Source organism: Variovorax humicola (assembly GCF_037889915.1).
GTDB lineage: Bacteria > Pseudomonadota > Gammaproteobacteria > Burkholderiales > Burkholderiaceae_C > Variovorax > Variovorax humicola.
Genome location: NZ_JBBKZV010000003.1, coordinates 224,660 through 249,604 on the forward strand (window position 1 = coordinate 224,660; position 24,945 = coordinate 249,604).

Below are 24,945 nucleotides of genomic sequence, written 5' to 3' on the forward strand. Positions count from 1 at the left end.
ACCCCCTCGCCGTGGGCAACACCGGCGGCCCGGCAGAGCCGGTTCCGCGGTGTTCCTGGCATGGGATGCACATGTTCAAGGTGACGCTGGCAGTTCTTCGTTGAGCGCGTAGCCGGTGCCGCGCAAGGTGCGGATCGGCTCGATGTCCGGCGCGATGGCCTTGAGCTTGGCGCGCAGGGTCTTGATGTGGGCGTCGACCGTGCGATCGAAGCTTTCGCTGGCGTCGTCCCATACGAGCTCCAGCAGTTCGTCGCGCGTGAACACGCGGCCGGGGCGTTGCACCATGAGCCTGAGCAGGCCGTACTCGTAGCGTGACAGGTCGAGCAGGCGGCCGTAGTAGCGGATCTGCATGCGCTCGGCATCGAGCATGAAAGGCTGGGGTTTGGACGCCGGCGCGGTGGCAGGCATGGCGGCCGGCGGTTGCGCCTGCGCCCGGCCGCTGCGGCGCAGCACCGTGCGCACGCGCGCCACCAATTCGCGCGGCGAGAAGGGCTTGGCGATGTAGTCGTCGGCGCCGAGTTCGAGGCCGACCACGCGGTCGATCTCGTCGCTGCGCGCGGTCAGGAAAATCATCGGCACTTCAACGCCGCCCGATGCGCGCGTGATGCCTTGCAGGCGCTTGAACAGTTCGAAGCCGTTGAGGTCCGGCAAGCCCACGTCGAGGATCGCAAGCGCGGGCGGCTCCTGCGCAAACTCCTTCAGTGCCTCTTCGGCGGTGGCGCACCAGACGGGCGTGAAGCCGTCGCTCTTGAGCACGTACTGCAGGGTGTCGGCAATGCCCGACTCGTCTTCGGCAATCAGGATGCGGGGCTTCGGCGACATGGCGCGAATGGTACCGAGTTGTCGCGGCGGCCTGCGTCGCACGGCCCCGGGGCCCGCGCCCGGCTCGGTGGGATGCGCTGCAGGCGCTCCGTCGCAAGTGTCACGCGCCGGCCAGGTCGTCCAGGATCGGACACTCCGGCCGGTGGTCGCCGTGGCAGCAATGCACCAGGTGGGTCAGCGTCTTGCGCATGGCCTGCATGTCGGCGATACGCTGGTCGAGATCGGCCAGATGCCGCTGCGCGATGGTCTTGACGCTGGCGCTGGTGCGGTGGTGGTCGTGCCAGAGGCCGGCCAGCTCGGCGATCTCGCTCATCGAGAAGCCGAGATCGCGGGCGCGCTTGATGAAGCGCAGGGTGTGAACGTCGGCCTCGCTGTACTGGCGGTAGCCGCCGTCGGTGCGGCCGACGGCGGGCAGCAGGCCGAGGCCTTCATAGTGCCGCACCATGCGGGCCGAGACGCCCGACTGGCGGGCCGCCTCGCCGATGGCGACCGGCATCATGCCACCCGGTAGCCCGCGTTCTCGATGGCCAGACGGATATCTTCGCGGGGGTTGTGCGTGATCACATCGACATGGCCGGTGGGCAGGTCGACGGTGACCTGGGCTTCGGGGTCGACCTGCTTGACAGCGCTGGTGACGCTCTCGGCGCAATGCGAACAACTCATGCCGTCGACCTGGAATTTCTGGCTCATGGGTGTGGCTCCTGTGATTGAGGATCCGGAGTCTGAACCTTGACGCCGTGGCAAGGTCAAGCGCGGGCACTTGACCTTGCCACGATGTGAGGCTTTAGCCTTGCGGCATGAACTTGTCGAAGGAAGCGGTGCTGGATATTTCCGTGGGCGGGATGACCTGCGCGTCGTGTGTCGGGCGGGTCGAGCGTGCGTTGCGGCAGGTGCCCGGCGTGACCGGGGCCGCGGTGAACCTGGCGACCGAGTCGGCGCGCGTGGCCTGGACCGGGGATGAGATGGGCGAGGCGATGGACGCGCGCTTGCGTCGTGCAGTGCGCGCCGCCGGGTACGAACCGCGCATTGCGGCCGTCGGTGCTGAGCCGGAGGCATCGCCCTGGCGCGGATTCGGCCCCGTCGCGGCCGCGCTGCTGCTGTCGGCGCCGCTGCTCGCACCGATGTTGCTGGCGCCCCTTGGCATGAACCTCACGCTGCCGCCGTGGCTGCAACTGCTGCTGGCCGCGCCGGTGCAGTTCTGGCTGGGCGCGCGCTTCTACCGCGCCGGGTGGCATGCGCTGAAGGCGCACACCGGCAACATGGACCTGCTGGTGGCGCTGGGCACCAGCGCGGCCTTCGGCCTGTCGCTCTGGCTGTGGTGGCGCGCGAGTACGGGCGCTGGCGCGCACGGGAGCCACGCGGCGCCCCATCTCTACTTCGAAGCGTCGGCCGTGGTGATTGCGCTGGTGCTGCTCGGCAAGTGGCTGGAGGCGCGCGCCAAGCGGCAAGCCACATCGGCGATCCGCGCCCTGCAGCAGCTTCGGCCGGAGGTGGCGCATCTGGTCGGCGTACGCGGGGAATCTGATCTGCCATTGGCCGAGGTCATGCCGGGTGATCGGCTTGCGGTGCGGCCGGGGGAGCGCGTGCCGGCGGACGCGCGGGTGCTGGAGGGCGAATCGGAGGTCGATGAATCGATGTTGACCGGCGAGCCGCTGCCGGTGCCCAGGCGCGCGGGGGATGCGGTCACTGGCGGGTCGGTCAATGGGACCGGACGCCTGGTGATCGAGGTGCGCGCGGTGGGCGCCGAGAGCGTGCTGTCGCGCATCATCCGGCTCGTCGAGGACGCGCAGGCGGCCAAGGCGCCGATCCAGCGGCTGGTCGACAAGGTGTCGGCGGTGTTCGTGCCGGCGGTGTTGCTGGTCGGGCTGGTGACGCTGGTCGGGTGGCTGCTGGCCGGCGCGGGCCTGGAGTTGGCGCTGGTCCATGCGGTGGCGGTGCTGGTCATCGCCTGCCCGTGCGCGCTGGGCCTTGCCACGCCGGTGGCGGTGATCGCCGGGACGGGCGTGGCCGCGCGGCGCGGCATCCTCGTCAAGGACGCGCAGGCGCTGGAGGTAGCGCACCGCGTGGACACGGTGGCGTTCGACAAGACCGGCACGCTCACGCTGGGCACGCCGGAGCTCGCTGCCCTGTTGCCGGCAGGCAAGGGCGACGAGGCCGCGCTGCTGGGCGTGGCTGCCAGCCTGCAAAGCGGCAGCGGGCACCCGCTGGCGCGCGCGGTGCTCGCGGCTGCGCAACGGCGGGGCCTGCATGTCAAATCGCCGCAGGACGTGCAGTCGTTGCCAGGCCGCGGCGTGCGCGGCATCGTGGGCGGCAGCGAATGGGCACTGGCGAGCCTGCGTTGGTGCGCGGAACTCGGCGTGCTGGTCGAGCCGCAGCGCACGCCGCAAGTCGAGGGCGCGACCTTGTCGGCGCTGCTCCGGTTCGAAGGCGCCGGAGACACGCGTGCGCAGTTGCGGGCGCTGCTCGCATTCACCGACCAGCCCAAGCCGCATGCGGCCGAAGCCATTGCGGCGCTGCGGGCGCGCGGCCTGCGCGTGGTGATGATCTCGGGCGACAACGCGGCGGCAGCACACGCGATGGCGGCGCGCCTTGGCATCGACGCGGCGGACGTCCACGCAGAGGTGTTGCCCGCAGACAAGGCGGCCGTGGTCGGCGCGCTGAAAAGCAATGGGAACGTCGTCGCGATGGTCGGCGACGGCGTCAACGATGCACCCGCATTGGCGGCTGCCGACGTCGGCATTGCCATGGCGCATGCGCAGGGCGGCACCGACGTGGCGATGGAGGCCGCTGGCATCACGCTGATGCGTGGTGACCTCGCGCTGGTGGCCGAAGCGCTTGAACTCTCGCGCCGCACCGTCGGCAAGATCCGGCAGAACCTGTTCTGGGCCTTTGCCTACAACGCGGCTGGCGTGCCGCTCGCGGCGCTGGGTCTGTTGAGCCCGGTGGTGGCGGGCGCGGCGATGGCGCTCTCCAGCGTCAGCGTGATGGCGAATGCGCTGCTGTTGCGGCGCTGGAAGCCTGTGCGCCCGAAGGCCTGAAGAAGCCGTTGGCGGCGGGCGGGTCGGTGATGTCGTCGAACACCTCGCACAGTCGCTGCAAGGTGATGCCGCAGATGTCCGAATCGCGCAGCTCGTTGTACACGCGATGATGGAAAGCGTCCTCGAGCGCCGACACCACGTCGACCATGGCCGGCGCGTCGAGCCCGAGGTTTTTCAGGACCGCGTCCGGCTTGAGCAGGTTGCGATCGAGATGAAAATCGGTCTCCAGGACCGCGGCAATACTGTTGAATGTAGGGGTGCTCATCTCGACCGATTCGAATGAGACTTGCTGTCGTATGCTCATGCCCCGTTTATCGCGCGAACGCACTGACTGCGCACTGACATGAAGCACCCCCGAAGCGCCTGCGGCGCCTCCCCCTCGAGCCCTCTCGAGGGGGCAATACCGGCGGGCCGGCGAAGCCGGTTCCGCGGTATCCCGGGCATTTGCAGGCGCGGGTTCATGCGTCGCTGGTCACGCGATGGCGTGGTGGAAAACGGAGCGCGCCTGTCTTGGCCCACCAACTTCCTGACGACTGCCCATGCGAATCCTCCTGGTTGAAGACGATACGGTGCTGCGCGACGTGATGCTGCGCAGCCTGGCCGACGCGGGACACCGCATCGACGTGGCGACCAATGTCGAGGACGCCGACCACCTCTGGCGGGTGCAGCCCTTCGATGCGGTGCTGCTCGACCTGAACTTGCCGGCCACCGGCAGCGCGACCAGCGGGCTGGCGAGTGGCCTCACCGCGCTGCGGCAGGCGCGTGGCCGGGGCGACCGCACGCCCGTGCTGGTGCTCACGGCGCGCGACCGCACCGACGAGCGCATTGCCGGCCTCGATGCCGGCGCCGACGACTACCTCGGCAAGCCCTTCGACCTGGCCGAGGTGGAGGCGCGGCTGCGTGCGCTGGTGCGGCGCGCGCAAGGCACCGAGGACATCGTCATGCAGGGCGAACTGAAGCTCGACCGCAAGGCGCGCCGCTTCTCCAATGCCGACGGTCCGCTCGACCTGCCGGCGCGCGAGTTCGAAGTGCTCTGGGAACTGATGAGCCCGCCAGGCCGTGCAGTGAGCAAGCGCGCGCTGTCGGACAAGCTGTCGGGCTTCGACGAAGCGCTCGGCGACAACGCACTCGAGGCTTTCATCTCGCGGCTGCGCAAGAAGCTCGCTGGCAGCGGCGCTGGCATTCGCACGCTGCGCGGCATCGGTTATCTGCTGGAAGCCGAGCCCGAACCCCGTGCCCGAGCCTGATACGGCGCAGCTGCCGGGCGCGCCGTCGCTGACGCGCAGGGTGCTGCGCAGCGTGCTGGGGCCGCTCGGCCTGACGTGGTTCATCGGTACGGCGGTGGCGGGCGGTGTCGCGCATTACCTCACCGACCAGGCCTTCGATCGCGCGATGCTGGACGATGCGCTGGCGGTGTCGGCCAACATCCAGCTCGGCGAGCGCGGGCCGGAGTTGCAGCTGTCGCCCCGCGAAGTAACCACGGTGCTGTTCGACCAGGTGGAGGAGGTCCACTTCGCGGTGCTGCGGTCCGACGGAACGCGCATCGCGGGCGAAGCCGGGCTGGCAGCGCCCGCGCCCGAGCCCGGTACCCGCTTCCTGTTCTCCGACATCCGTTTCGAAGGCAAATCCTTTCGCGCCGTGATGCTGAGCCAGGAAGACCCGAACGGCTACAGCGTGGTGATTGCGCAGACGACACGCGGGCGCGCCGCACTCATCCAGCGGCTGGTGCTCTACACGCTGGTGCCGCAACTGCTGCTGCTGACGCTGCTGGCGGTGTGGCTGTGGCGTGGCATCCGCAGCGACTTGCGGCCGCTGGTCGACATGCAGCGGGCGCTCGATCGGCGCGATGCAGATGACCTCGCGCCCGTGCCGGTGGTGCGCACCTCGCGTGAGGTCGAAGGGCTTGGCGATGCGGTCAATTCGCTGTTCGATCGGCTCGGGCACAGCGTGCAGGCGCAGCGCCAGTTCGCCGGCAACGTGGCGCACGAATTGCGCACGCCGCTGGCAGGCATCCGCGCGCTGGCCGACTACGGCCTCGCGCAGTCGGACCCGGGTGTTTGGCGTGAGCAACTGGAGCGCGTGGCGAAGAGCGAAGCGCGCGCCAGCCACATGGTCGACCAGCTGCTGGCGATTGCGCTGGCCGACGAAGCCCATGCGGCGCAACAGCGGTCGCCGGTGCACCTGGCCGAGTTGGTCGAGCAGACGGTGCTGCGGCATCTGGCACGGGCCGACGCACGTGGCGTCGACCTGGGCGCGCGCGGCATCGAGGATGGTGCCGGCGTGGTGGTGCAGTCCAACGCGGCGCTGATCGAAGGTGTGCTGGACAACCTCATCGACAACGCGCTGCGCTACGGCGGCCGCACCATCACCGTCGAGCTGGCCGGTACCGTGCTGAGCGTGATCGACGATGGCCCCGGCATTCCGCAGGACGCCCGGCGCGACCTGATGCAGCGCTGGGCCCAGGGCGCGGCCGGCCACAAGCTGGGCGAGGGGGCCGGGCTCGGGCTGTCGATCGTGTCGCGCTATGCGGGATTGCTGGGTGCCGTGCTGACGCTGGAAAACGATGCGGTCACCGGCGGCTTGCGCGCCAGCGTGGCGTTTTGAAACACCCCTGAAGCGCCTGCGGCGCCTCCCCCTGGGGGGGCGCACCCAGCGGCCCGGCAAACCGGTTCCGCAGGTGCCCACGAACAGACTTCGCAGTGCTCGCCTCGTATCCGACAGCGTCGGTTTAATGCGTCGCTTATCGCGGCGCGGCGTTGCCTGGGTCGAAATCGTCGTCGAGCGCAAAGTCGCCGCGCTCGAATGCCTCGATCACGCGCCTGGCCTCTTCGACATGCGACGCGGCCACGCGCAGCTTGGCGCCGCCGACGGCCACGCTCCACAGCGGATTGGCCTGGACCAGGTTGTCGTCGGCCACGACGGCCGGCACGCGTGCCGCCTCGAGGCAGGCGCACAGCATGTGGGCATCGGTCGGCGTAAGGTCGCGCGCGATGGTGACCATGTCGCCGAGGTAGGGGCCGGTGTCGTCGTTCATGGTCGTGTGCGCCATTCGTTGTTCATCCTTGCGGGCGGGGCTCGACGGTCTGTGGCGCCGCGGCATCGATGGCCCCGGTCGCATTGCGCAGGTGCTTCTCGATGAAGTCGCGCGCGATGTCGTCGACATTGCCTTCGACGGGGCTCGGGAAGGTCATGCGGTACTTGAGCAACTGTCCCTGCAGGCCGGTCATGAAGGTGCGTGATTCGTGCGGCCGGCCCTGGCGGCGGAACTGGTAGCTCACGGTGCGGAAGACGAGGCCTGCGATGCGCAGATCGCGCGTGGGACCGACCTTCAGTTCGGTGTACTGGCCGGCCTGCGCAAGTTGCCGGACCTCGCTGATCGTGCTGCGGAACTGCGCGTCGAACGCGGGGTCGGCAACGCCCATCGCCCAGTTGCTGCGGCCCATGCCGTAGCGGTAGACATCGACCCAGCCGACCGCGCTTTCGAAGCGCTGGCTGCTGCCCAGGCCAGGACGCTGCGGCTCGTAGTCATGCGAGCCGGCCGGCTGCCATGCGACGCCAGCCGGTGGCCGGATAGAGGGCACGGGTGAAGTCGGAGCGGTGGTAGCCGCATCGGGCGCGAGCGGTGCGGTGGTCGTGCAACCGGCCAGCCAGTAGCCGACGAACACCGCCGCGGCAAGCGACATGAGTCTGCTGGTCATGTGAGGCGTTGTTCGATACGTGCCACGTGGATCATCCTTCCCGTTGATACAGATGTCGGTCATGCTGACCGCACACTGAACCAAAGTCCAGTCCCCGGCGTGGCCGCGGGCGGGGTAGTGTTCGGTCGTGGTCAGCACAGAGCCCTTCATTGCCGTGGTGGATGACGAAACGCCTGTGCGCATCATGCTCGGGCGATTGTTGCGGCTGGCCGACTACCGCGTGGGCGAATACGCTTGCGGCGAGGACTTCCTGGCTTCGCTGGATGGCCCGGAGCTCCCGCTGTGCGCCATCGTGGATCTGCACATGCCCGGCCTGTCGGGCTTGGAGGTGCAGTCGCGCCTGCGGGCCGCGAAGCTGAAGGTACCGGTGGTCTTCATCACCGCGAGCGACGATCCCGGGCTCGACCGATCGGCGCTCGACCTCGGCGCACGGGGTCTGTTGCGCAAGCCGTTTTCCAGCGACGAGTTGCTCGAGGCGATCGGCACCGCGATTGGCCCGCGCAACGACGCTCCTTGACCAAAGACTAGTTTCGCGCGCAGTGGCGACCGACTAAAACGCTTGCCTGATCTTTTCAACCGAAGGAGTTAGCGATGGCAAAACAAGGCAAACCGAACATTCTGGTCATCTTCGGCGACGACATCGGCATGTGGAACGTGGGAGCCTACACGCACGGCATGATGGGCCACACGCCCAACATCGACAGCATCGCGCGCGACGGGATTCTCTTCACCGACCACTACGGTCAGCCGAGTTGCACCGCGGGGCGTGCCGCCTTCATCATGGGCCAGCTGCCGGTGCGCACCGGCATGACCACCGTTGGCATCCCCGGTTCCACGCGCGGCATCCAGAAGGAAGACCCGACACTGGCCGAGATTCTGAAAGCGGGCGGCTATGCCACCGCCCAGTTCGGCAAGAACCACCTTGGCGACCGCAACGAGTTCCTGCCCACCAACCACGGCTTCGACGAATGGTTCGGCAACCTCTACCACCTGAATGCGGAGGAGGAACCGGAAGAGCTTGACTACCCCGGCCAGAAGAACCCCGAGTACAGGAAGAAGTTCGGCCCGCGCGGCGTGCTGCATGCCTGTGCCACCGATGTCGACGACCCCACCGAGGACCCGAAGTTCGGCAAGATCGGCAAGCAGAAGATCGAGGACACCGGTGCCTTGACCCGCAAGCGCATGGAGACCTTCGACAGCGAAGTGCTGGACAAGACGCTGGACTGGCTGGACCGCACCGCCAAGACCGACAAGCCCTTCTTCTGCTGGTTCAACACCACCGCGATCCACATCTGGTCGCACCCGCCGAAGAAGTACCTCCAGGCCGCGGTGGACGAAGGCCGCGCCGAGGAGGACGTGGTGCGCGCCAAGATGATCGAGCATGACGAGCAGGTCGGCGCGCTGTTGCAAAAGCTCAAGGACATGGGCGTGGACGACAACACCATCGTCATCTACACCACCGACAACGGCAACGAGCTGATGATGTGGCCCGATGGCGGCTATGCGCCGTTCCGCGGCGAGAAAGGCACCACCTGGGAGGGGGGCGTGCGCGTTCCATGCGTGGCCAAGTGGCCGGCCAAGATCCCGAAGGGCAGCCTGTCCAACGGCATCCAGAACCACGAGGACCTGTTCGCCACGCTGTGCGCGGCGGCGGGCATGCCCAACGTCAAGGAGGAACTGCTCAAGGGCTACAAGGCGGCCAACGGCACCACCTACAAGGTGCACCTGGACGGCTACAACAATCTGGACCACTGGACGGGCAAATCGGCCAAGTCGGCGCGCCGCGAGATCTACTACTACGACGAGACCGACCTGATGGCGGTGCGCGTCGACGGCTGGAAGATGCACATCGGGGTGAAGAAGGAGGGTAGCTGGTTCAACGCGAAGAGCTATCCGAGCGTGCCGTACGTGTTCAACCTGCTGATGGATCCGATGGAGAAGATGGATCCGGAGTCGCACGAGTGGGGCTACGTGGGGCGCAAGTTCTTCGCCTCCAAGCTCTGGGCGCCGACGGCGGCGGGGCCGTTCCTGGCGGCGCACTTGCAGAGTCTGATGGAGTTCCCGCCGTCGCAGGGCGCGGACTCGCTGAGCATGAAGAAGAACATCGAGATGGCGATGGCCAAGCTCGACCAGCCACACGGCAGCAGCAACTGAACAGCCGGCCGCGCGCCCGGGCACAGGCGCCGCGGCCATCGCCGATCTCTCGGTAGCAAGGCATCCCCGACGTTCGCCGCCTGCAATTCGATGAATGCGGGCTGGCGAATGGAGTGCATCATGTGTTGCACCTGTCCGGCCGACCGGGCAGGGCCATGAATGCAATCAAAGGGGCGAGCAAATGAGACTGCTGCTGGTGCCGGTGATCACCATCATCCTGCTGTGCGGATGCACGTCGACGACGACATCGTCGGACATCGTCCTCCTGAAGACGGAGATTCAAGGCCCACGATGCGCCGCGCCTGCCGAAGGGGCGTGCGCAAGTTGCGCAACGGCTTGTCCGGCGCAGAAGCAGGCGTTGTGCATCGGCGGATCGAGCGTGCCCGCTGCCGGCGGCACATCGGCGACCTGCGCGGCGCCAGCATCATGCGGTTGCGTGGATCTCCTGCAGGAGCGACCCGCGCGCTGATGCCGGCGGCCCATCGATCCGTCAAGCCAAGGCGGGATAGTCGATGTACCCCTTCACCCCGCCGCCATACATCGTCGCCTTGTCCAGTTCGTTCAAGGGGGCGTTCTCGCGCAGGCGGCGGACCAGGTCGGGGTTCGAGATGAAGGGCTTGCCGAACGCGACGAGGTCGTCGCCTTCCTTCACCGCGGTCTCTGCCATCGGCTTGTCGTAGCCGTTGTTCACCATCCACGCGCCCTTGCCGCCGGCGGCACGGTAAGCAGACTTCAGTGCTTCGTAGTCGAACGGCCGGTCTTCGATTTCACGCGGGCCGCCGGTGGCGCCTTCGATGACGTGGACGTAGGCCAGGCCGAGCGGCGCGAGCTGTTTCACGACGTAGTCGAACAGTGGCTGCGGATCGTCGTCGCGCACGTCGTTGGCCGGTGTGACGGGCGAGAGGCGAATGCCGGTCCTGCCGCCGCCGACGGCATCCACGATGGCGCGCGTCACTTCAAGCAACAGGCGTGCGCGGTTCTCGATGCTGCCGCCGTAGTCGTCGGTGCGCTGGTTGCTGCCGGTCTTCAGGAACTGGTCGAGCAGGTAGCCGTTGGCGCCGTGGATTTCGACGCCGTCGAAGCCCGCCGACTCCACCGCGTTGCGTGCGGCGGCCGCGTAGGTGTGGACGATGCCGGGCAGTTCCTCGGCCTTCAGCGCGCGCGGCTCGGAAGTCTCGACGAAGGTGGGCACGTTGTCCTTGATCAGCACGGTCTTGGTCTTTGCCGTGATGGCGGACGGCGCGACGGGCTTGCCGCCGTCGGGTTGCAGCTCCGTGTGCGAGACGCGGCCGACGTGCCAGAGCTGCACGACGATCTTGCCGCCCTTGGCGTGCACGGCATCGGTGACGCGTTTCCACGCGTCGAGCTGCTCGCTGCCGTAGAGGCCGGGCACGTCCGCGTAACCCTGGCCCTGGTGGCTGATCGCGGTGGCTTCGGTGATGAGCAGGCCGGCGCTAGCGCGCTGTGCGTAGTAGGTGGCGGTGATGTCGCGCGGCACGGCGTTGGGTGCGCGGTTGCGCGTGAGCGGTGCCATGACGATGCGGTTGGAGAGTTGCAGGTCACCGGCCTGGACGGGATCGAAAAGCGTGGGCATTGTTGTGCGCTCCGGAGTTTGCAAGGAAAGACGGGCCCCAGCGTACGGCGGCGGGGGCAACCGTGCCGTTGCGGGGTTGTCGGGTTTGGTGGTAGGCAAGCGAAGCGAGTGCGCGCGTGCCGTGCCTTGCCGCAGAATGGCCCGCTCGCCCGATGACGAACTCTTCGACCGCCGTTTCCACGCAGCCTGCACTGGCGCCCCTGCGCGCGCTGTGGGTTGCGCTCGCACTGTCGATGGGTGCGGCAGTGTCGCTGGGGCTCGCTCGCTTTTCGTACGGCTTGCTGTTGCCGCCGATGCGTGCCGATCTCGGCTGGAGCTATGCGTTGGCGGGCGGCATGAACACGGCCAATGCGGTGGGCTACCTGATCGGCGCGCTGATCACGCCGATGCTCATGCGGCGTCATGGCGCGGCGCGGTTGCTCATTCTGGGCGCGGTACTCACGAGCCTGTTCATGGCGGGCAGCGGCTTCGTGACGGCCGCTCCGGCGCTGTTGCTGCAGCGGCTGCTGGCGGGGCTGGCGAGTGCATGGGTGTTCGTGGCGGGCGGCTTGCTCGCCGCCCGGCTGGGTGCGGCGCTGCCATCGCGCAGCAGTTTTCTGCTGGGGCTTTACTACGGCGGGACGGGCTTCGGCATCGCGCTCTCGGCGTTGGTCGTTCCGGCTGTGCTGCAGGCTGCCAGGGGCGTTGCGCACGGATGGGCATGGGCGTGGTGGGCGCTGGCGTTGGCTAGCGCGACAGGCACCGCGCTGCTGGCCTGGGCAGTGCGCGTGATGGCGGAGCAGGGCTTGGTCGGATCTACCGTGGCGGCGAGCGACACCGCGCAACGGCAGCCGGTGGGGTTGCGTCGTTTCGGGTGGGCCATTGGCGGCTACACGCTCTTCGGCGCGGGCTACATCGGCTACATGACTTTCATCATCGCGCTGCTGCGCGAGCAGGGCGCAAGCGCGGGCTTCGTCACGCTGTTCTATTCGGCACTGGGCGTGGCATGCGTGGCCTCATCGCGGCTGTGGGCCGGCTTGCTCGACCGCTATCGCGGCGGCCAGCCGCAGGCGATCCTGAACATGATGCTGGGCGTCGCGACCTTGCTGCCGGTGCTGAGTCCTTCATTGCCGGTGGCGCTGGTGTCGGGAGTGATGTTCGGCGCCGTGTTCCTGTCGGTGGTGGCATCGACCACTGCGCTGGTAAGGCACAACTTGCCGCAGGCGCAATGGGCCCATGGCATCAGTGCATTCACGATCGCATTTGCGCTGGGGCAGATCGTGGGACCGACGGTAACCGGATGGATCGCGGATGGTCCGGGCGGGCTGGCGCGGGGCCTGGTCGTGTCGGCCGGAACGCTGTGGCTCGGCGCGGCGCTGGCTTCCCGCCAGCGGTGATGTTGCTCGCCCCCAGGCTGCGCGCACTGCGTGCGCTCCTCCCACCCCCCTGCCGAGGGCAACACCAGCGGCCCGGAAGGCTTGTTGCTCGCCCCCAGGCTGCGCGCACTGCGTGCGCTCCTCCCACCCCCTGCCGAGGGCAACACCAGCGGCCCGGAAGGCTTGTTGCTCGCCTCCAGGCTGCGCGCACTTCGTGCGCTCCTCCCACCCCCTGCCGGGGGCAACACCAGCGGCCCGGCAAAGCCGGTTCCGCGGTGTTCTTGGAAATGAGGGGAGACTCCCTTGCCGCTTGCCGAGTCTCGCGTGCCGTGTGCCGTGTGCCGTGTGCCGTGTGCCCTGTGCCCTGTGCCGTGTGCCGTGTGCCGTGTGCCGTGTGCCGCGTGTCGCGTGTCGCGTGTCGTCGCCTGCAACGCGCCGCGCAGCGTGTCGTGAAGCGTGCGTTACTTCAGCAGGCCCTCGGCCTTCATCGCTTCCTGCACCGCCGGACGGGCGCCGACGCGTGCGTGCCAGGCCGTCAGGTTCGGGAAGCCGCTGATGTCGATGCCGGTCGGCTTGGTCCAGTTGGTCACGGTGAACAGGTAGCCGTCGGCCACGCTGAACTGGTCGCCCATCAGGTATTGCTTGCCGGCGAGTTGTCCCTCGAGCCAGGTGTAGCGGCTCTTGAGCTTGTCCTTGGAGATGACCTTGAATTCCTCGGGCGTGGCCGGGTTGAACAGGGGGCTGAAGGTCTTGTGAATCTCGGTGCCGATGAAGGTCAGCCATTCCTGCAGACGGTAGCGGCCCATCGTGCCGGCGGCAGGCGCGAGGTTCTTGGCAGGCACCTGGTCGGCGATGTACTGCACGATGGCCGGGCCTTCGCGCAGGCGCGTGCCATCGTCAAGCTCGAGCATCGGCACATAGCCGAGCGGGTTGATGCCGTAGTAGTCGGTGCCGTCCGGCAGCTTGTGGCTCTTGGTGCTGGCCAGGACGGGTTCGAAGGCGAGGCCGGCTTCGTGAAGCGCGATGTGGGGTGACAGTGAACAGGCGCCGGGCGAGTAATACAGCTTCATCGGAATGCTCCTTGGGTGATTTGATGCTTGATGCGCGAGGGCGATGCTAGCGGGTTTGTGGGTCGGGCTTGTCCTACGGGGCTTCAGGGCGTTGCCTGCCAGGGGCGCGCGAGTGCGCGCCTAAGCTGCTGCCACCGCGGACGCAGTGCCGCCACTCAGGAGATGGGTCATGTTGAAGTACGCCATTGTTTTCGCGATCATTTCGCTCCTTGCGGCCGCGCTCGGCTTCACTGGCGTAGCGGCCGGTGCGGCCACCATTGCAAAGGTGCTGTTCGGCGTGTTCCTCCTGCTTGCGGTGGTTTTCCTCGTGCTCGCTGCGCTCGGTGTTGGCGCCGCCAAAAAGGCGTTGCACTGAATGCACCACTCCATCATTGAAACGGTCCTTGCCTATGAGGTCACCGGACCTTCGCACATGCTGCTCAATATCGAGGCGGCGCGGTGCTTGGGGCAATCGGTGTTGAGCGAGGAACTGAGGGTCGATCCGCCGGTGAAGCTGAACACGTTTTGCGATGAGGGGAACGGCAACCGCTTCGTTCGCTTCGACGCGGACCCGGGGCCTTTGAAGATCCGCTATCGCGCCAGCGTGCAGCGCGCACCCATGATCGTGCGCACGGACCTCGCCGAGTCGCCCATCAACGCGGTGCCCAACGACGTGCTGCATTACCTGATGCCAACGCGCTACTGCGAATCGGATGTGATGTCGCGTGCGGCGCAGCAGCTGTTCGGTGACCTGCCGCCCGGCATCGGGCGTGTGAAGGCCATCGTCGACTGGATTCACGAAAGCATCACCTACCAGCCCGGCAGCAGCAATTCGACGACGACGGCGCAGGAGGTGTTCGTCCAGCGCGCCGGCGTGTGTCGCGACTTTGCCCACCTTGGCATCACGCTCTGCCGGGCGCTGAACATTCCGGCGCGCCTGGTTGTCGGTTATGTGTGGTTTGACGAACCGCCGCAGGATTTTCATGCGGTGTTCGAAGCCTGGCTCGGCGGGCAATGGGTGCTGTTCGACGCGACGCGCATGGCGCCTGTCGACCGGATCGTGCGCGTGGGTACGGGGCGCGACGCCAAGGACGTGGCGTTCTGCACCATCTTTGGCCCGGTCTGCATGACGGATAAGAGGATCACGGTTCGGGAGTACCAGGACGAGAGCGCGCCGCCCTTGAGCGAGCCGGAGGCGACGGGCGAACTGCTCGGGATCGAGAAGCCGGTGCCGGTGAAGTGCAGGGCTGACGATTCCGACGCAGCGGCGCACACGCTGGAGCCGACAAGCTGAGTCGTGGATTTCGCTATCGAAATGATAGCAACGCATGATTGCCCCCTGGGCTTCGCAGCTCGGGCTGGTTGACGACGCCGCCGCCGGGCCACTTGACCACGTGCACCGCAAAGACGAAGGTGCCCGACTAAAATTGGTGCCCCGTTCTGCCGCGCATCTCCTGTGCGCCTGCTCTCATGCTTTACCCTGAAGAATTCGATGTGATCGTCGTCGGCGGCGGCCATGCCGGCACCGAGGCTGCGCTGGCCTCGGCGCGCATGGGAGCGAAGACGCTGCTTCTCAGCCACAACATCGAGACGCTGGGGCAGATGAGCTGCAACCCGTCGATCGGGGGCATTGGCAAGGGGCACCTGGTCAAGGAAGTGGATGCGCTTGGTGGCGCGATGGCGATTGCGACGGACGAGTCGGGCATCCAGTTCCGCATCCTCAACTCGAGCAAGGGTCCGGCCGTGCGGGCGACGCGAGCGCAGGCCGACCGCGTGCTCTACAAGGCCGCGATCCGTCGCCGGCTGGAAAACCAGCCGAACCTCTCGCTGTTCCAGCAGGCGGTCGATGACCTGATGGTGGAGGGCGATCGTGTCGTCGGCGCCGTCACGCAAGTCGGCATTGCGTTTCGCGCGCGGACGGTGGTGCTGACGGCGGGCACTTTCCTTGATGGCCGCATCCACGTCGGCCTCGACAACTACCAGGCCGGCCGAGCGGGCGACCCGCCGGCGATCAGCCTGTCGGCGCGGCTCAAAGAACTGAAGCTGCCGCAGGGCCGGCTCAAGACCGGCACGCCGCCGCGGCTCGACGGCCGCACCATCGACTTCTCCAAGTGCACCGAGCAGCCCGGCGACGGCATGCCGGGCGGCACGACCACCGCGCTGCCGGTGTTCAGCTTCATGGGCCGCATCGACATGCACCCGCGGCAGATGCCGTGCTGGGTCACCCACACCAACGAGCGCACGCACGAGATCATCCGCTCCGGTTTCGACCGCAGCCCGATGTTCACCGGCAAGATCGACGGTGTCGGACCGCGCTACTGCCCGAGCGTCGAGGACAAGATCAACCGTTTCGCCGACAAGGAAAGCCACCAGATCTTCCTGGAACCCGAAGGCCTGACGACCAACGAGTACTACCCGAACGGGATCTCGACCAGTCTGCCGTTCGACGTGCAATACAAGTTGGTGCGCTCGATGGTCGGGCTGGAGAACGCACACATCTTGCGGCCCGGTTACGCGATCGAGTACGACTACTTCGATCCGCGGGCGCTCAAGTCCAGCTTCGAGACTCGGGCGATCCAGGGCCTGTTCTTTGCCGGGCAGATCAACGGGACGACTGGCTACGAAGAGGCAGCGGCGCAAGGCCTGTTCGCTGGCATCAATGCTGCACTGCAATGCCGTGGGGAAGAGTCCTGGATGCCGCGTCGGGATCAGGCCTATTTGGGCGTGCTCGTGGACGACCTGATCACCAAGGGTGTGACCGAGCCATACCGCATGTTCACCAGCCGCGCCGAGTTCCGCTTGCAATTGCGCGAAGACAACGCCGACATGCGATTGACCGAGGCAGGGCGCAAGCTCGGCTTGGTGGGCGACGCGCAGTGGGATGCCTTCTCGCGCAAGCGCGACGCTGTTTCACGTGAAACAGAACGGCTCAAGTCGATCTGGGTGAATCCGCGCAATCTGCCGGCCGCTGAATCCGAGCGGGTGCTCGGCAAGGCGATCGAACACGAATACAACCTGGCCGACTTGCTGCGCCGGCCGGACGTGAGCTACCGATCGCTGATGTCGCTGGACGGTGGCAAATATGCGGGGGAGGGTGTGACGCTCGACCCCACGGAAATCGAGCAGATCGAGATCGCCGCCAAGTACTCGGGCTACATCGATCGCCAGCATGACGAAGTGCAGCGTGCCGCGCATTTCGAAAATCTCAAGATGCCGGCCGACTTCGATTACAGCCTGGTCACCGCCTTGAGTTTCGAAGCGCGACAAATCCTGGCCAAGCATCGCCCCGAAACCCTGGGGCTCGCATCGCGCATTTCAGGCATTACTCCGGCTGCCATTTCCTTGTTGATGATTCACTTGCGCAAGGGCGGACATCGCGCATTCCTGACGGCCGCTGCCGAAATCGCGGAATGACGCAGGTCGCCGCGCTGCACGCGGGTGCCGCCGCGTTGGGGCTGACGCTGACCGATCGGCAGTCTGAACGCCTGCTGGCCTACGCCGCGCTGATCCTGAAGTGGAACAAGGTCTACAACCTCACGGCTTTGCGTGATTCGGCGCTGGTTATGTCGCACCATTTGCTGGACAGCATGGCAGTGATCGGCCCGCTGGGCCGTGAGCGCCCAGCTGGCGGCAAGCTGCTGGATGTGGGGGCGGGCGCCGGCCTCCCAGGCGCGGTCATCGCCATTCTGCGAGAGGACATCGACGTCAGTTGTCTCGACGCCGTTGCCAAGAAGTCCGCGTTTGTCCAGCAGGTTGCGGCGGAACTCAAGCTGCCCAACCTCCGCGGTGTCCACGCGCGCGTAGAGACGCTGGCAGGACAGTACGACGTCGTCAGCTCCCGCGCGTTTGCTTCACTGCCCGATTTCTTCAACGGTTCGGCGCAGCTGCTGGCGCCCGGAGCGCTTTGGATGGCCATGAAGGGCAAGGTGCCGACTGACGAACTGAAGGCCTTGCCGGCCGGTGTCGATGTGTTTCACGTGGAACAATTGACTGTTCCCGGTCTCGACGCCGAACGCTGCATCGTCTGGGCGCGCCCAAAAGCAACACTTGCTGACTGATTTTTAGCGGCAATCGCACTCGCCGGGAAGGTGCTCGGTCGCTTCGGCATCGCCCTTGCGTACACTCGATGCTTTCATCCCCAGGCAGTTTTTTCATGTTCGGCATTGCTGATTACGGCGCGTTCATCGCGGCCATCATTTTGTTTCTTGCCATTCCCGGACCGGGTAACTTGGCATTGATTACCTCCACCAGCAAGGGCGGCATCCGCGGTGGCCTCGCCGCCACATTCGGGGTGATCACCGGCGACCAAGTGCTGATGTGGGCCGCAGTGGCCGGCATCGCGGCCTTGCTGACGGCCTACCCAGCCGTTTTTCACGCCGTCCAGTGGCTCGGCGCAGCCTATCTGGCCTGGCTGGGCGCGAAGATGTTGCTGGCAAAGCCCGGCGCGGCACCGATCCTGAACATCCGCCCACGCCAGTTCTTCCGCCAGGCAATCACCATCACGCTGCTGAACCCGAAGGCGATCGTTTTCTACATGGCGTTCTTCCCGCTGTTCATTGATCCGGCACGGCACCAGGGTTTGGCGACCTTCGGCATCATGGCGCTGACCATCGCTTTCCTCACCTTCCTCTACGGTCTCGGGGCCACGCTGCTGACCCACTTTCTCGCGGAGCGGCTCCGCGCCAATCCGCACATATCGTCGATGCTGCAGAAGTTGGCCGGCGTCTTCCTGATCGGCTTTGGCGTCAAGCTCGTCGTTTCCAGGTAATGGCAAACAACCTCAGGTTGCGCGCATTCTGCAGCGCCCACTTCGTCGCCGAGCGCCAAGTCACCGGTCTAGCAAACCCACCTCCGTTGAGCTCCTGGCAATGGCCGCCTGCTGGCCCCAGCACGCAAATTGGTTCGAAAGAGCCTGGAAGAGAAAGCTGAAATGGCCCGCATCTTTTGCATCGCCAATCAAAAAGGCGGCGTCGGCAAGACGACCACCACGGTCAATCTCGCAGCCGGACTGGCCAAGGTCGGGCAGCGCGTGCTGATGATCGACCTCGACCCGCAGGGCAACGCGACCATGGGCTCGGGCATCGACAAGCGACAGCTCGAAGTCACGGTCTACGACGTGCTGCTCGAATCGGCGACCGTGGCCGAGGCCCGTATCACCGCCGAAAAGTGCGGCTACGACGTGCTTGGCGCCAACCGCGAACTGGCCGGCGCCGAAGTGGAAATGGTCTCCATCGACCGACGCGAAAAGCGTCTGCGAACGGCGCTGGCGACGGTAGGCGCCGAATATGACTTCATCCTGATCGACTGCCCGCCGAGCCTGAGCCTGCTCACGCTCAACGGCCTGTGTGCAGCGCACGGCGTGATCGTGCCGATGCAATGCGAATACTTTGCGCTCGAAGGCCTGACCGACCTGGTCAACACGATCAAGCAGGTGCATGCCAATCTCAACAAGAACCTGCAGATCATCGGTCTGCTGCGCGTGATGTTCGATCCGCGCATCACGCTGCAGCAGCAGGTGAGCGACCAACTCAAGTCGCACTTCGGCAACAAGGTGTTCGATACGGTGATTCCCCGCAACGTGCGGCTGGCCGAGGCGCCGAGCTACGGATTGCCCGGCGTCGTGTTCGATCCGGCGGCCAAGGGCAGCCAGGCTTTCCTGGCATTCGCAGAAGAGATGGTGCTCAAGATGCCGGCGGCCACACCGAATACCGTCGCCTCCGCTTCGGCGCCCGCGGCTGCGCCGCAGTTTTCCGTCGCACCGGCACCGCCTGCTGAAACCCCGGCACAAAACGATGTGTAGTTCTCAAGGGTGGCGCTATCAATTTCATAGCAAATGACTGCTTCTTCGATCTGGTTGCTACCCGGCTGGCAGAACAGCGACGCTCCCCACTGGCAAAGCCGCTGGGAGGCCGTGCATGGCGACTACCGCGTCGAGCAGCACGACTGGATGCGCCCTTTGCGCGGCGACTGGCAAGCGCGGCTGGAAGATGAATTGCTGGCGGCCCCGGCCCCTGTAACGCTGGTGGCGCACAGCTTGGGCTGCATCCTCGTCGCAGCTTGGGCATCTCATTCGCGCAACACGGCAAAAGTCCGCGCCGCACTGCTGGTCGCACCCGGCGACGTGGAGCGCGACGACATTCGCCAGATGATCCCCGGCTGGGCGCCCATCGTGCGCCAGCCGCTGCCATTCCCGTCGATCCTGATCGCGGCGAACGATGACCCGTACTGTGAGCAAAGGCGCTCGCGCCAGATGGCGGCCGACTGGGGGGCTCGCTTCGTAGATGCCGGGCAGGGTGGCCATCTCAACGGCGAATCCGGCCTGGGCGACTGGTCCGAAGGCCGAAAGCTGCTCAACGAATTGCTGAAAGACAAGAAATGAAATACCCCCGAAGCGCCTACCGCGCCTCCCCCTCCAGGGGGCGTACCCGGCGGCCCGGCAAAGCCGGTTCCGCGGGGGAAATGAAACACCCCCGAAGCGCCTGTGGCGCCTCCCCCTCCAGGGGGCGATACCAGCGGCCCGGCAAAGCCGGTTCCGCGGTATCCCTGGTGGAAGTGATTCCCCCCCGAAGCGCCTGTGGCGCCTCCCCCTCCAGGGGGCGCGCCCCGCGGGCCGGCAAAGCTGGTTCCGCAGGTGCCCACGAACAGACTTCGCCGTGCTCGTCCTGGGTTTCGCGGGGCGCGGGCCACGCGACAGCCCGCGGCGCGGCCCGACGGAAGGTGGCCTGATCATGGTCACCAAGAAACCCAAAGGCCTCGGCCGCGGACTCGAAGCGCTGCTCGGCCCCACCGCCAGCGAATCCGGTGAGCCCCAGCCCGAAGGCGGCGCGGCGCAGAACCCGAACAGCCTGTCGCTCGACCAGATGGTGCCTGGCGTCTACCAGCCGCGCACGCGCATGGACGAAGGCGCGCTGTACGAACTGGCCGAAAGCATCAAGGTGCAGGGCATCATGCAGCCGATCCTGGTGCGCCGGCTCGACCCCGCGGCAGCGGCAGCCAAGAACGCCGAATTCGAAATCATCGCGGGCGAGCGCCGCTTCCGTGCAGCCCGGCTGGCCGGCCTGGACAGCGTGCCGGTGCTGGTGCGTGACGTGCCGGACGAATCGGCCGCGGCAATGTCGCTCATCGAGAACATCCAGCGCGAAGACCTGAACCCGCTGGAAGAAGCGCAGGGCCTGCAACGCCTGGTCTCCGAATTCGGCCTCACCCATGAACTCGCAGCGCAGGCCGTGGGCCGCTCGCGCAGCGCCGCCAGCAACCTGCTGCGCCTGCTGAACCTGGCCGAGCCGGCGCAGGCGATGCTGATGGCAGGCGACATCGACATGGGCCATGCCCGCGCGCTGCTATCGCTCGAAAAGGCGATGCAAATCACGGCGGCCAGCCAGATCGCCGCACGCAAGCTGTCGGTTCGCGAGGCCGAGGCCCTGGTCAAGAAGCTTGGTGCCGACTTCAGCCTTTCCTCGCCGCGCAACCTGCACAACGAGGAAAAGTCACGCGACTTGCAGCGCGTGGAAGAAGAACTTGCCGATTTGCTCATGGCCGAAATCGAGGTCCGCATCAAGAAGCGAAGCAAGCGCGGCGGCAAGGTGGAGCAGAGTGGCGAACTGGCCATCCATTTCGGTTCGATCGACGCACTGAACGGGTTGATCGACCGCTTTCGAGGAATGGCATAAGTTCCTGCTGGGGGCGCCCGCGTCGCCCATGGTTCGGCGCGCAGGTCAGGCCGGATCGCCCGCTGGTTTTAGTAGAGCCTTGACAACCGTTGTCAACAAGATGCCGACCAAAGACGACCATGCTACAGGGTGAAGATCTTCCCCGGATTCATGATGTTCTTCGGATCGAGCGCCCGCTTGATCGTGCGCATCATGTCCACCGCACCCGCCCCCGCTTCGGTGATGAGGAAGTCCATCTTGTGCAGTCCCACGCCGTGCTCGCCCGTGCAGGTGCCTTCGAGCGCCAGCGCGCGGCTGACCAGGTCGTGGTTCAGCTTCTCGGCCTTCACGCGCTCTTCGGGGATGTTCGGGTCGATCAGGTAGCCGAAGTGGAAGTTGCCGTCGCCGACGTGGCCGACGAGGAAGTACGGGATGCCGCTGGCATCGGTCTCGGCTACCGATTCGAGCAGGCAATCCGCCAGCCGCGAGATCGGCACGCAGGTGTCGGTCGAGATGACGCGGCAGCCGGGTCGCGACTGCACCGCCGCGAAGTAGCTGTTGTGCCGCGCCGTCCAAAGGCGCGTGCGCTCTTCCGGCGTGCTCGCCCATTCGAAGGCGTTGCCGCCGTGGTCGCTGGCGATTTCCTGCACCGTCTCGGCCTGTTCCTTGACGCCGGCCGGCGAGCCGTGGAATTCCATCAGCAGCATCGGCTCCTCGCGCAGGCCGAGCTTGGCATACGCGTTCACCATGCGCACCGCGTTCACGTCGATGAGCTCCACGCGCGCGATCGGCACGCCCAGCTGGATGGTCTGGATCGTCGTGCGCACGGCCGCCTCGATGCTCGGGAAAGAGCAGATCGCCGCCGACACCGCTTCGGGCAACGGATAGATGCGCAGTGTGATCTCGGTGACGACGCCGAGCGTGCCTTCGCTGCCGACCATCAGGCGCGTGAGGTCATAGCCGGCCGATGATTTCTTGGCCCGCGTGCCGGTGCGGATCACGTCGCCGCTGGCCGTGACCACCTCGAGTCCCAGCACGTTCTCGCGCATCGTGCCGTAGCGCACCGCATTCGTGCCGCTGGCGCGCGTGGCGGTCATGCCGCCGATCGATGCGTCGGCACCGGGATCGATCGGGAAGAACAGGCCCGTGCTCTTGATCTCATCGTTGAGCTGCTTGCGCGTGACGCCGGGCTGCACAGTCACAGTGAGGTCGTCGGCGTTGACCGACAGCACCTTGTTCATGCGCTGCAAGTCGATGCTGATGCCGCCCTGCACCGCGAGCAAATGGCCTTCGAGCGAGGAGCCGACGCCGAACGGAATCACCGGCACGCTGTACTCGCTCGCCAGCTTCACCGCATCGGCCACGTCCTGCGTGCATTCGGCGAACACCACCGCGGAGGGCGGAGGCGCGTCGAACGAAGACTCGTCGCGGCCGTGCTGCGTGCGTACCGCCATGGCCGTCGAGCAGTTGCCACCGAAGCGCGACTTGAGCGAATCGATCAACGCATCGGGCACCTCGCGCAAGGCAATCTCGGGCGTCAGGTGGGCGAGGGCGGCTGGGGCGTTCATCGGCTTGTCTCCAAAAGTAGGGCCTCCCGGCGGTCGCGGCTGCAGGCAGCGACTTGCGGTCTAACATTCTATGAACCGCACTTCAGAAAGCTACCCACATGGGCAATCGCCTCACTCAGATCGCCACGCGTACCGGCGACGACGGATCCACCGGCCTCGGCGACAACACACGCGTGCGCAAGGACCACCTGCGCGTGCATGCAATGGGCGACGTGGACGAACTCAACTCCAACATCGGCCTGCTGCTGTGCGAGCCCATGCCGGACGCGGTGCGCGAGTTGCTGGTCGACGTGCAGCACCAGTTGTTCAATCTCGGCGGCGAACTGTCGATGCCGGGGTTCACGCTGCTCAAGCCCGATGCGCTGCTGCAACTCGACAACGCACTGGCCGAGCACAACGCCACCTTGCCCCGGCTGGCCGAATTCATCCTGCCTGCCGGCACGCGTGCCGCGTCGCATGCCCATGTATGCCGTACGATCGCGCGGCGGGCGGAGCGCGCGGTGGTGGCGCTCGGGCATGGCGAGGAACTCAACGATGCGCCGCGCAAATACCTGAATCGGCTGAGCGACTTGCTGTTCGTGCTGGCACGCGTGCTGAACCGTTTCGATGGCGGCGATGACGTGTACTGGAAGAGCGAGCGCATGGCCCGCGAGGGTTGATGGCTCGAATCTCCGACTCGCCCCCAGGCTCCACGCACTTCGTGCGCTCCTCCTTCCCCCTACCGGGGGCAACACCAGCGGCCCGGCGTAGCCGGTTCCGCGGTGTTTCCCGAGCAGGCAGGCCGTTCTTCTTGAAGGTCAAGCGAGCAGGTTGATGGCGTCGGCGATGCGGCCGGCCGAGCCGAATGACAGCGTGAAGCCAAGCGCACCGTGGCCGGTGTTGAACAGCAGGTTCTTCGGCGTACCGGGGAGGGGGCCGACGATCGGCAGACCCGTCGGCGTCGCGGGCCGCATGCCGGTCCACGGATTCAGTTCGGCGAAGTCGCTGCACTTCGGAAACAGCGCGCGTGTCGAGGCCACCAGCGATTCGATGCGCGAGGCGGGAATCGATGCATCCGGCCCGACCAGCTCCGCCATGCCAGCTACGCGCAAGCGCTTGCCGAGCCGCGCAAACACCACCTTGTTCGCGCTGTCCGTCACGCTCACCGATGGCGCCGCGCCCGGCGTCTCGTCGACGGCCAGCGTGATGCTGTAGCCCTTCAGCGGATACACCGGCAACCGCAGCCCGAGCCGCTGCGCAAGCGTGTGCGACGCGCTGCCCAGCGAAAGCACGAACGCATCCGCATCGACCGCGCCGCGCGACGTCAGCACCGCGCTGACACTGTCGCCGCGCAACGCGAAGCCGTCGATCGTGTCGCCGAGCATGAATTGCACGCCGCGCGTTTGCAGCGCATCGACCAGCGCCATGCAAAGTTTCAGGCAGTCGGCGGCGCATTCGCTTTCTGTGTGGACCGCGCCGGCGATCTCATTGCGCACGCCGACGAGCGCAGGCTCGATCGCCATGCACTCGTCGGGCGACACGGTGCGCTGCGGCGCGCCGCCCAGTTCGCGCTGCAACTCGACTTGCCGCGCGGCGCTATCGAGGGCCGCCTGGCTGCGGTAGATCACCAGCTTGCCTGTGGCAGAGAAGTCGCAGTCCGGCTGCAGGGTTGCCATCATGGCCTCGAAGCCCGCACGGCTGCGCATCGCGAGCGACAGCAATTGCGCAGTGGTGTTGCGCGAGGTCTCGGCATTGCACGCAGCCAGAAATTCCAGTCCCCAGCGCCACTGGTGCGGATCGAGTTGCGGGCGCAGCTTGAGCGGTGAGGAGCGCAACAGCAGAAGCTTCGGCAACTGGGCCCAGATGGACGGGTCGGCCAGCGGCTGCACATACGAATAGCTCAACTGCGCGCCATTGCCGCCGCTGGCGCCGCTGCCGGGCGCGGCCCGGTCGATCACCGTGACGGAGTGGCCGCGCAGCGAAAGCTCCCAGGCGGCAGCAAGGCCGACGATGCCGGCACCGAGCACTGCGACTTGCAT

Annotated in this window: 26 protein-coding genes; 16 read left to right on the forward strand and 10 right to left on the reverse strand. The window is 66.6% G+C overall.

Translation table 11 applies throughout. The features are described 5' to 3' along the window. Nucleotides 1-75: 75 nt before the first annotated feature. The 3 genes from creB to WKW80_RS08010 all read right to left on the reverse strand — a co-directional run bounded on the left by creB (nt 76) and on the right by WKW80_RS08010 (nt 1,512). A complete protein-coding gene (creB, locus tag WKW80_RS08000) occupies nt 76-822 on the reverse strand; it encodes a two-component system response regulator CreB (protein ID WP_340363023.1) in 747 nt (248 codons plus the stop codon). 100 nt (nt 823-922) lie between these two features. Further along, entirely contained in the window at nt 923-1,321 is a 399-nt protein-coding gene (gene cueR / locus WKW80_RS08005; RefSeq protein WP_340363024.1) for a Cu(I)-responsive transcriptional regulator, read from the reverse strand. Next, nucleotides 1,318-1,512: a heavy-metal-associated domain-containing protein gene (locus WKW80_RS08010; protein WP_340363025.1), complete on the reverse strand. Its 195-nt coding sequence runs from the start codon at nt 1,510-1,512 to the stop codon at nt 1,318-1,320. The genes cueR and WKW80_RS08010 overlap by 4 nt, the downstream gene beginning before the upstream one ends. Before the next feature lie 107 nt (nt 1,513-1,619). Here WKW80_RS08010 and WKW80_RS08015 point away from each other — a divergent pair, with 107 nt between their 5' ends. Continuing rightward, nucleotides 1,620-3,860, forward strand: a complete 2,241-nt coding sequence (locus WKW80_RS08015) for a heavy metal translocating P-type ATPase (RefSeq protein ID WP_340363026.1) — start codon at nt 1,620-1,622, stop codon at nt 3,858-3,860. On the opposite strand, the gene WKW80_RS08020 is transcribed toward WKW80_RS08015, so the two are convergent. Further along, complete coding sequence (locus WKW80_RS08020) at nt 3,799-4,125, reverse strand: acyl carrier protein (protein ID WP_340363027.1); 327 nt, start codon at nt 4,123-4,125, stop codon at nt 3,799-3,801. The genes WKW80_RS08015 and WKW80_RS08020 overlap by 62 nt on opposite strands. 274 nt (nt 4,126-4,399) lie before the next feature. On the opposite strand from WKW80_RS08020, the gene WKW80_RS08025 reads away from it, so the two are divergent. Both WKW80_RS08025 and WKW80_RS08030 read left to right on the forward strand, forming a co-directional pair. After that, a complete protein-coding gene (locus WKW80_RS08025; protein WP_340363028.1) occupies nt 4,400-5,107 on the forward strand; it encodes a response regulator transcription factor in 708 nt (235 codons plus the stop codon). After that, on the forward strand, nt 5,094-6,464 hold the full coding sequence (locus tag WKW80_RS08030) for a sensor histidine kinase (protein ID WP_340363029.1): 1,371 nt from the start codon (nt 5,094-5,096) through the stop codon (nt 6,462-6,464). The genes WKW80_RS08025 and WKW80_RS08030 overlap by 14 nt, the downstream gene beginning before the upstream one ends. A 136-nt stretch (nt 6,465-6,600) precedes the next feature. Here the strand turns inward: WKW80_RS08030 and WKW80_RS08035 are convergent, their stop codons facing one another. Both WKW80_RS08035 and WKW80_RS08040 read right to left on the reverse strand, forming a co-directional pair. Beyond that, nucleotides 6,601-6,909, reverse strand: coding sequence for a putative signal transducing protein (locus tag WKW80_RS08035; protein ID WP_340363030.1), 309 nt, complete (start codon nt 6,907-6,909; stop codon nt 6,601-6,603). Between the two features lie 7 nt (nt 6,910-6,916). Further along, complete coding sequence (locus WKW80_RS08040; RefSeq protein WP_340363031.1) at nt 6,917-7,558, reverse strand: hypothetical protein; 642 nt, start codon at nt 7,556-7,558, stop codon at nt 6,917-6,919. Between the two features lie 127 nt (nt 7,559-7,685). On the opposite strand from WKW80_RS08040, the gene WKW80_RS08045 reads away from it, so the two are divergent. The 3 genes from WKW80_RS08045 to WKW80_RS08055 all read left to right on the forward strand — a co-directional run bounded on the left by WKW80_RS08045 (nt 7,686) and on the right by WKW80_RS08055 (nt 10,181). Beyond that, nucleotides 7,686-8,075: a response regulator transcription factor gene (locus WKW80_RS08045; RefSeq protein WP_340363032.1), complete on the forward strand. Its 390-nt coding sequence runs from the start codon at nt 7,686-7,688 to the stop codon at nt 8,073-8,075. Nucleotides 8,076-8,149: 74 nt separating this feature from the next. Continuing rightward, nucleotides 8,150-9,712 (forward strand): arylsulfatase, encoded by a 1,563-nt coding sequence (locus WKW80_RS08050; RefSeq protein WP_340363033.1) that lies wholly within the window; start codon nt 8,150-8,152, stop codon nt 9,710-9,712. Between the two features lie 181 nt (nt 9,713-9,893). Then, on the forward strand, nt 9,894-10,181 hold the full coding sequence (locus WKW80_RS08055; RefSeq protein WP_340363034.1) for a hypothetical protein: 288 nt from the start codon (nt 9,894-9,896) through the stop codon (nt 10,179-10,181). A gap of 21 nt (nt 10,182-10,202) precedes the next feature. On the opposite strand, the gene WKW80_RS08060 is transcribed toward WKW80_RS08055, so the two are convergent. Beyond that, a complete protein-coding gene (locus WKW80_RS08060; RefSeq protein ID WP_340363035.1) occupies nt 10,203-11,306 on the reverse strand; it encodes an alkene reductase in 1,104 nt (367 codons plus the stop codon). A gap of 152 nt (nt 11,307-11,458) precedes the next feature. Here WKW80_RS08060 and WKW80_RS08065 point away from each other — a divergent pair, with 152 nt between their 5' ends. Beyond that, nucleotides 11,459-12,682 carry a YbfB/YjiJ family MFS transporter gene (locus WKW80_RS08065; RefSeq protein ID WP_340363036.1) on the forward strand — a complete coding sequence of 408 codons (1,224 nt, stop codon included), beginning with the start codon at nt 11,459-11,461 and terminating at the stop codon, nt 12,680-12,682. Nucleotides 12,683-13,122: 440 nt separating this feature from the next. On the opposite strand, the gene gstA is transcribed toward WKW80_RS08065, so the two are convergent. Continuing rightward, nucleotides 13,123-13,731 carry a glutathione transferase GstA gene (gene gstA, locus WKW80_RS08070; RefSeq protein WP_340363037.1) on the reverse strand — a complete coding sequence of 203 codons (609 nt, stop codon included), beginning with the start codon at nt 13,729-13,731 and terminating at the stop codon, nt 13,123-13,125. Between the two features lie 169 nt (nt 13,732-13,900). Between gstA and WKW80_RS08075 the strand changes: the two genes are divergently transcribed. From WKW80_RS08075 to WKW80_RS08110, 8 genes are all read left to right on the forward strand, one after another. Next, the gene (locus tag WKW80_RS08075; RefSeq protein ID WP_340363038.1) at nt 13,901-14,086 is read left to right on the forward strand and encodes a DUF1328 domain-containing protein; all 186 of its coding nucleotides are present in this window, start codon (nt 13,901-13,903) and stop codon (nt 14,084-14,086) included. After that, nucleotides 14,087-15,004: a transglutaminase-like domain-containing protein gene (locus tag WKW80_RS08080; RefSeq protein ID WP_340363039.1), complete on the forward strand. Its 918-nt coding sequence runs from the start codon at nt 14,087-14,089 to the stop codon at nt 15,002-15,004. It abuts the gene before it with no gap. Between the two features lie 176 nt (nt 15,005-15,180). Next, the gene (gene mnmG, locus WKW80_RS08085) at nt 15,181-17,124 is read left to right on the forward strand and encodes a tRNA uridine-5-carboxymethylaminomethyl(34) synthesis enzyme MnmG (protein WP_340363040.1); all 1,944 of its coding nucleotides are present in this window, start codon (nt 15,181-15,183) and stop codon (nt 17,122-17,124) included. Further along, entirely contained in the window at nt 17,121-17,768 is a 648-nt protein-coding gene (gene rsmG / locus WKW80_RS08090) for a 16S rRNA (guanine(527)-N(7))-methyltransferase RsmG (RefSeq protein WP_340363041.1), read from the forward strand. Before mnmG ends, rsmG begins: the two co-directional genes overlap by 4 nt. 95 nt (nt 17,769-17,863) lie before the next feature. Beyond that, the gene (locus WKW80_RS08095; protein ID WP_340363042.1) at nt 17,864-18,478 is read left to right on the forward strand and encodes a LysE family transporter; all 615 of its coding nucleotides are present in this window, start codon (nt 17,864-17,866) and stop codon (nt 18,476-18,478) included. A 162-nt stretch (nt 18,479-18,640) separates the two neighbouring features. After that, a complete protein-coding gene (locus tag WKW80_RS08100; protein ID WP_340363043.1) occupies nt 18,641-19,510 on the forward strand; it encodes a ParA family protein in 870 nt (289 codons plus the stop codon). A gap of 33 nt (nt 19,511-19,543) precedes the next feature. Further along, entirely contained in the window at nt 19,544-20,089 is a 546-nt protein-coding gene (locus WKW80_RS08105; protein WP_340363044.1) for an RBBP9/YdeN family alpha/beta hydrolase, read from the forward strand. A gap of 349 nt (nt 20,090-20,438) precedes the next feature. Then, nucleotides 20,439-21,380, forward strand: a complete 942-nt coding sequence (locus WKW80_RS08110) for a ParB/RepB/Spo0J family partition protein (RefSeq protein WP_340363045.1) — start codon at nt 20,439-20,441, stop codon at nt 21,378-21,380. Nucleotides 21,381-21,502: 122 nt separating this feature from the next. On the opposite strand, the gene WKW80_RS08115 is transcribed toward WKW80_RS08110, so the two are convergent. Then, a complete protein-coding gene (locus tag WKW80_RS08115; protein ID WP_340363046.1) occupies nt 21,503-22,927 on the reverse strand; it encodes an FAD-binding oxidoreductase in 1,425 nt (474 codons plus the stop codon). A 98-nt stretch (nt 22,928-23,025) separates the two neighbouring features. On the opposite strand from WKW80_RS08115, the gene WKW80_RS08120 reads away from it, so the two are divergent. Further along, a complete protein-coding gene (locus tag WKW80_RS08120; protein WP_340363047.1) occupies nt 23,026-23,586 on the forward strand; it encodes a cob(I)yrinic acid a,c-diamide adenosyltransferase in 561 nt (186 codons plus the stop codon). Between the two features lie 138 nt (nt 23,587-23,724). Here WKW80_RS08120 and WKW80_RS08125 read toward each other — a convergent pair whose 3' ends face one another. Further along, complete coding sequence (locus WKW80_RS08125) at nt 23,725-24,945, reverse strand: D-amino acid dehydrogenase (protein ID WP_340363048.1); 1,221 nt, start codon at nt 24,943-24,945, stop codon at nt 23,725-23,727.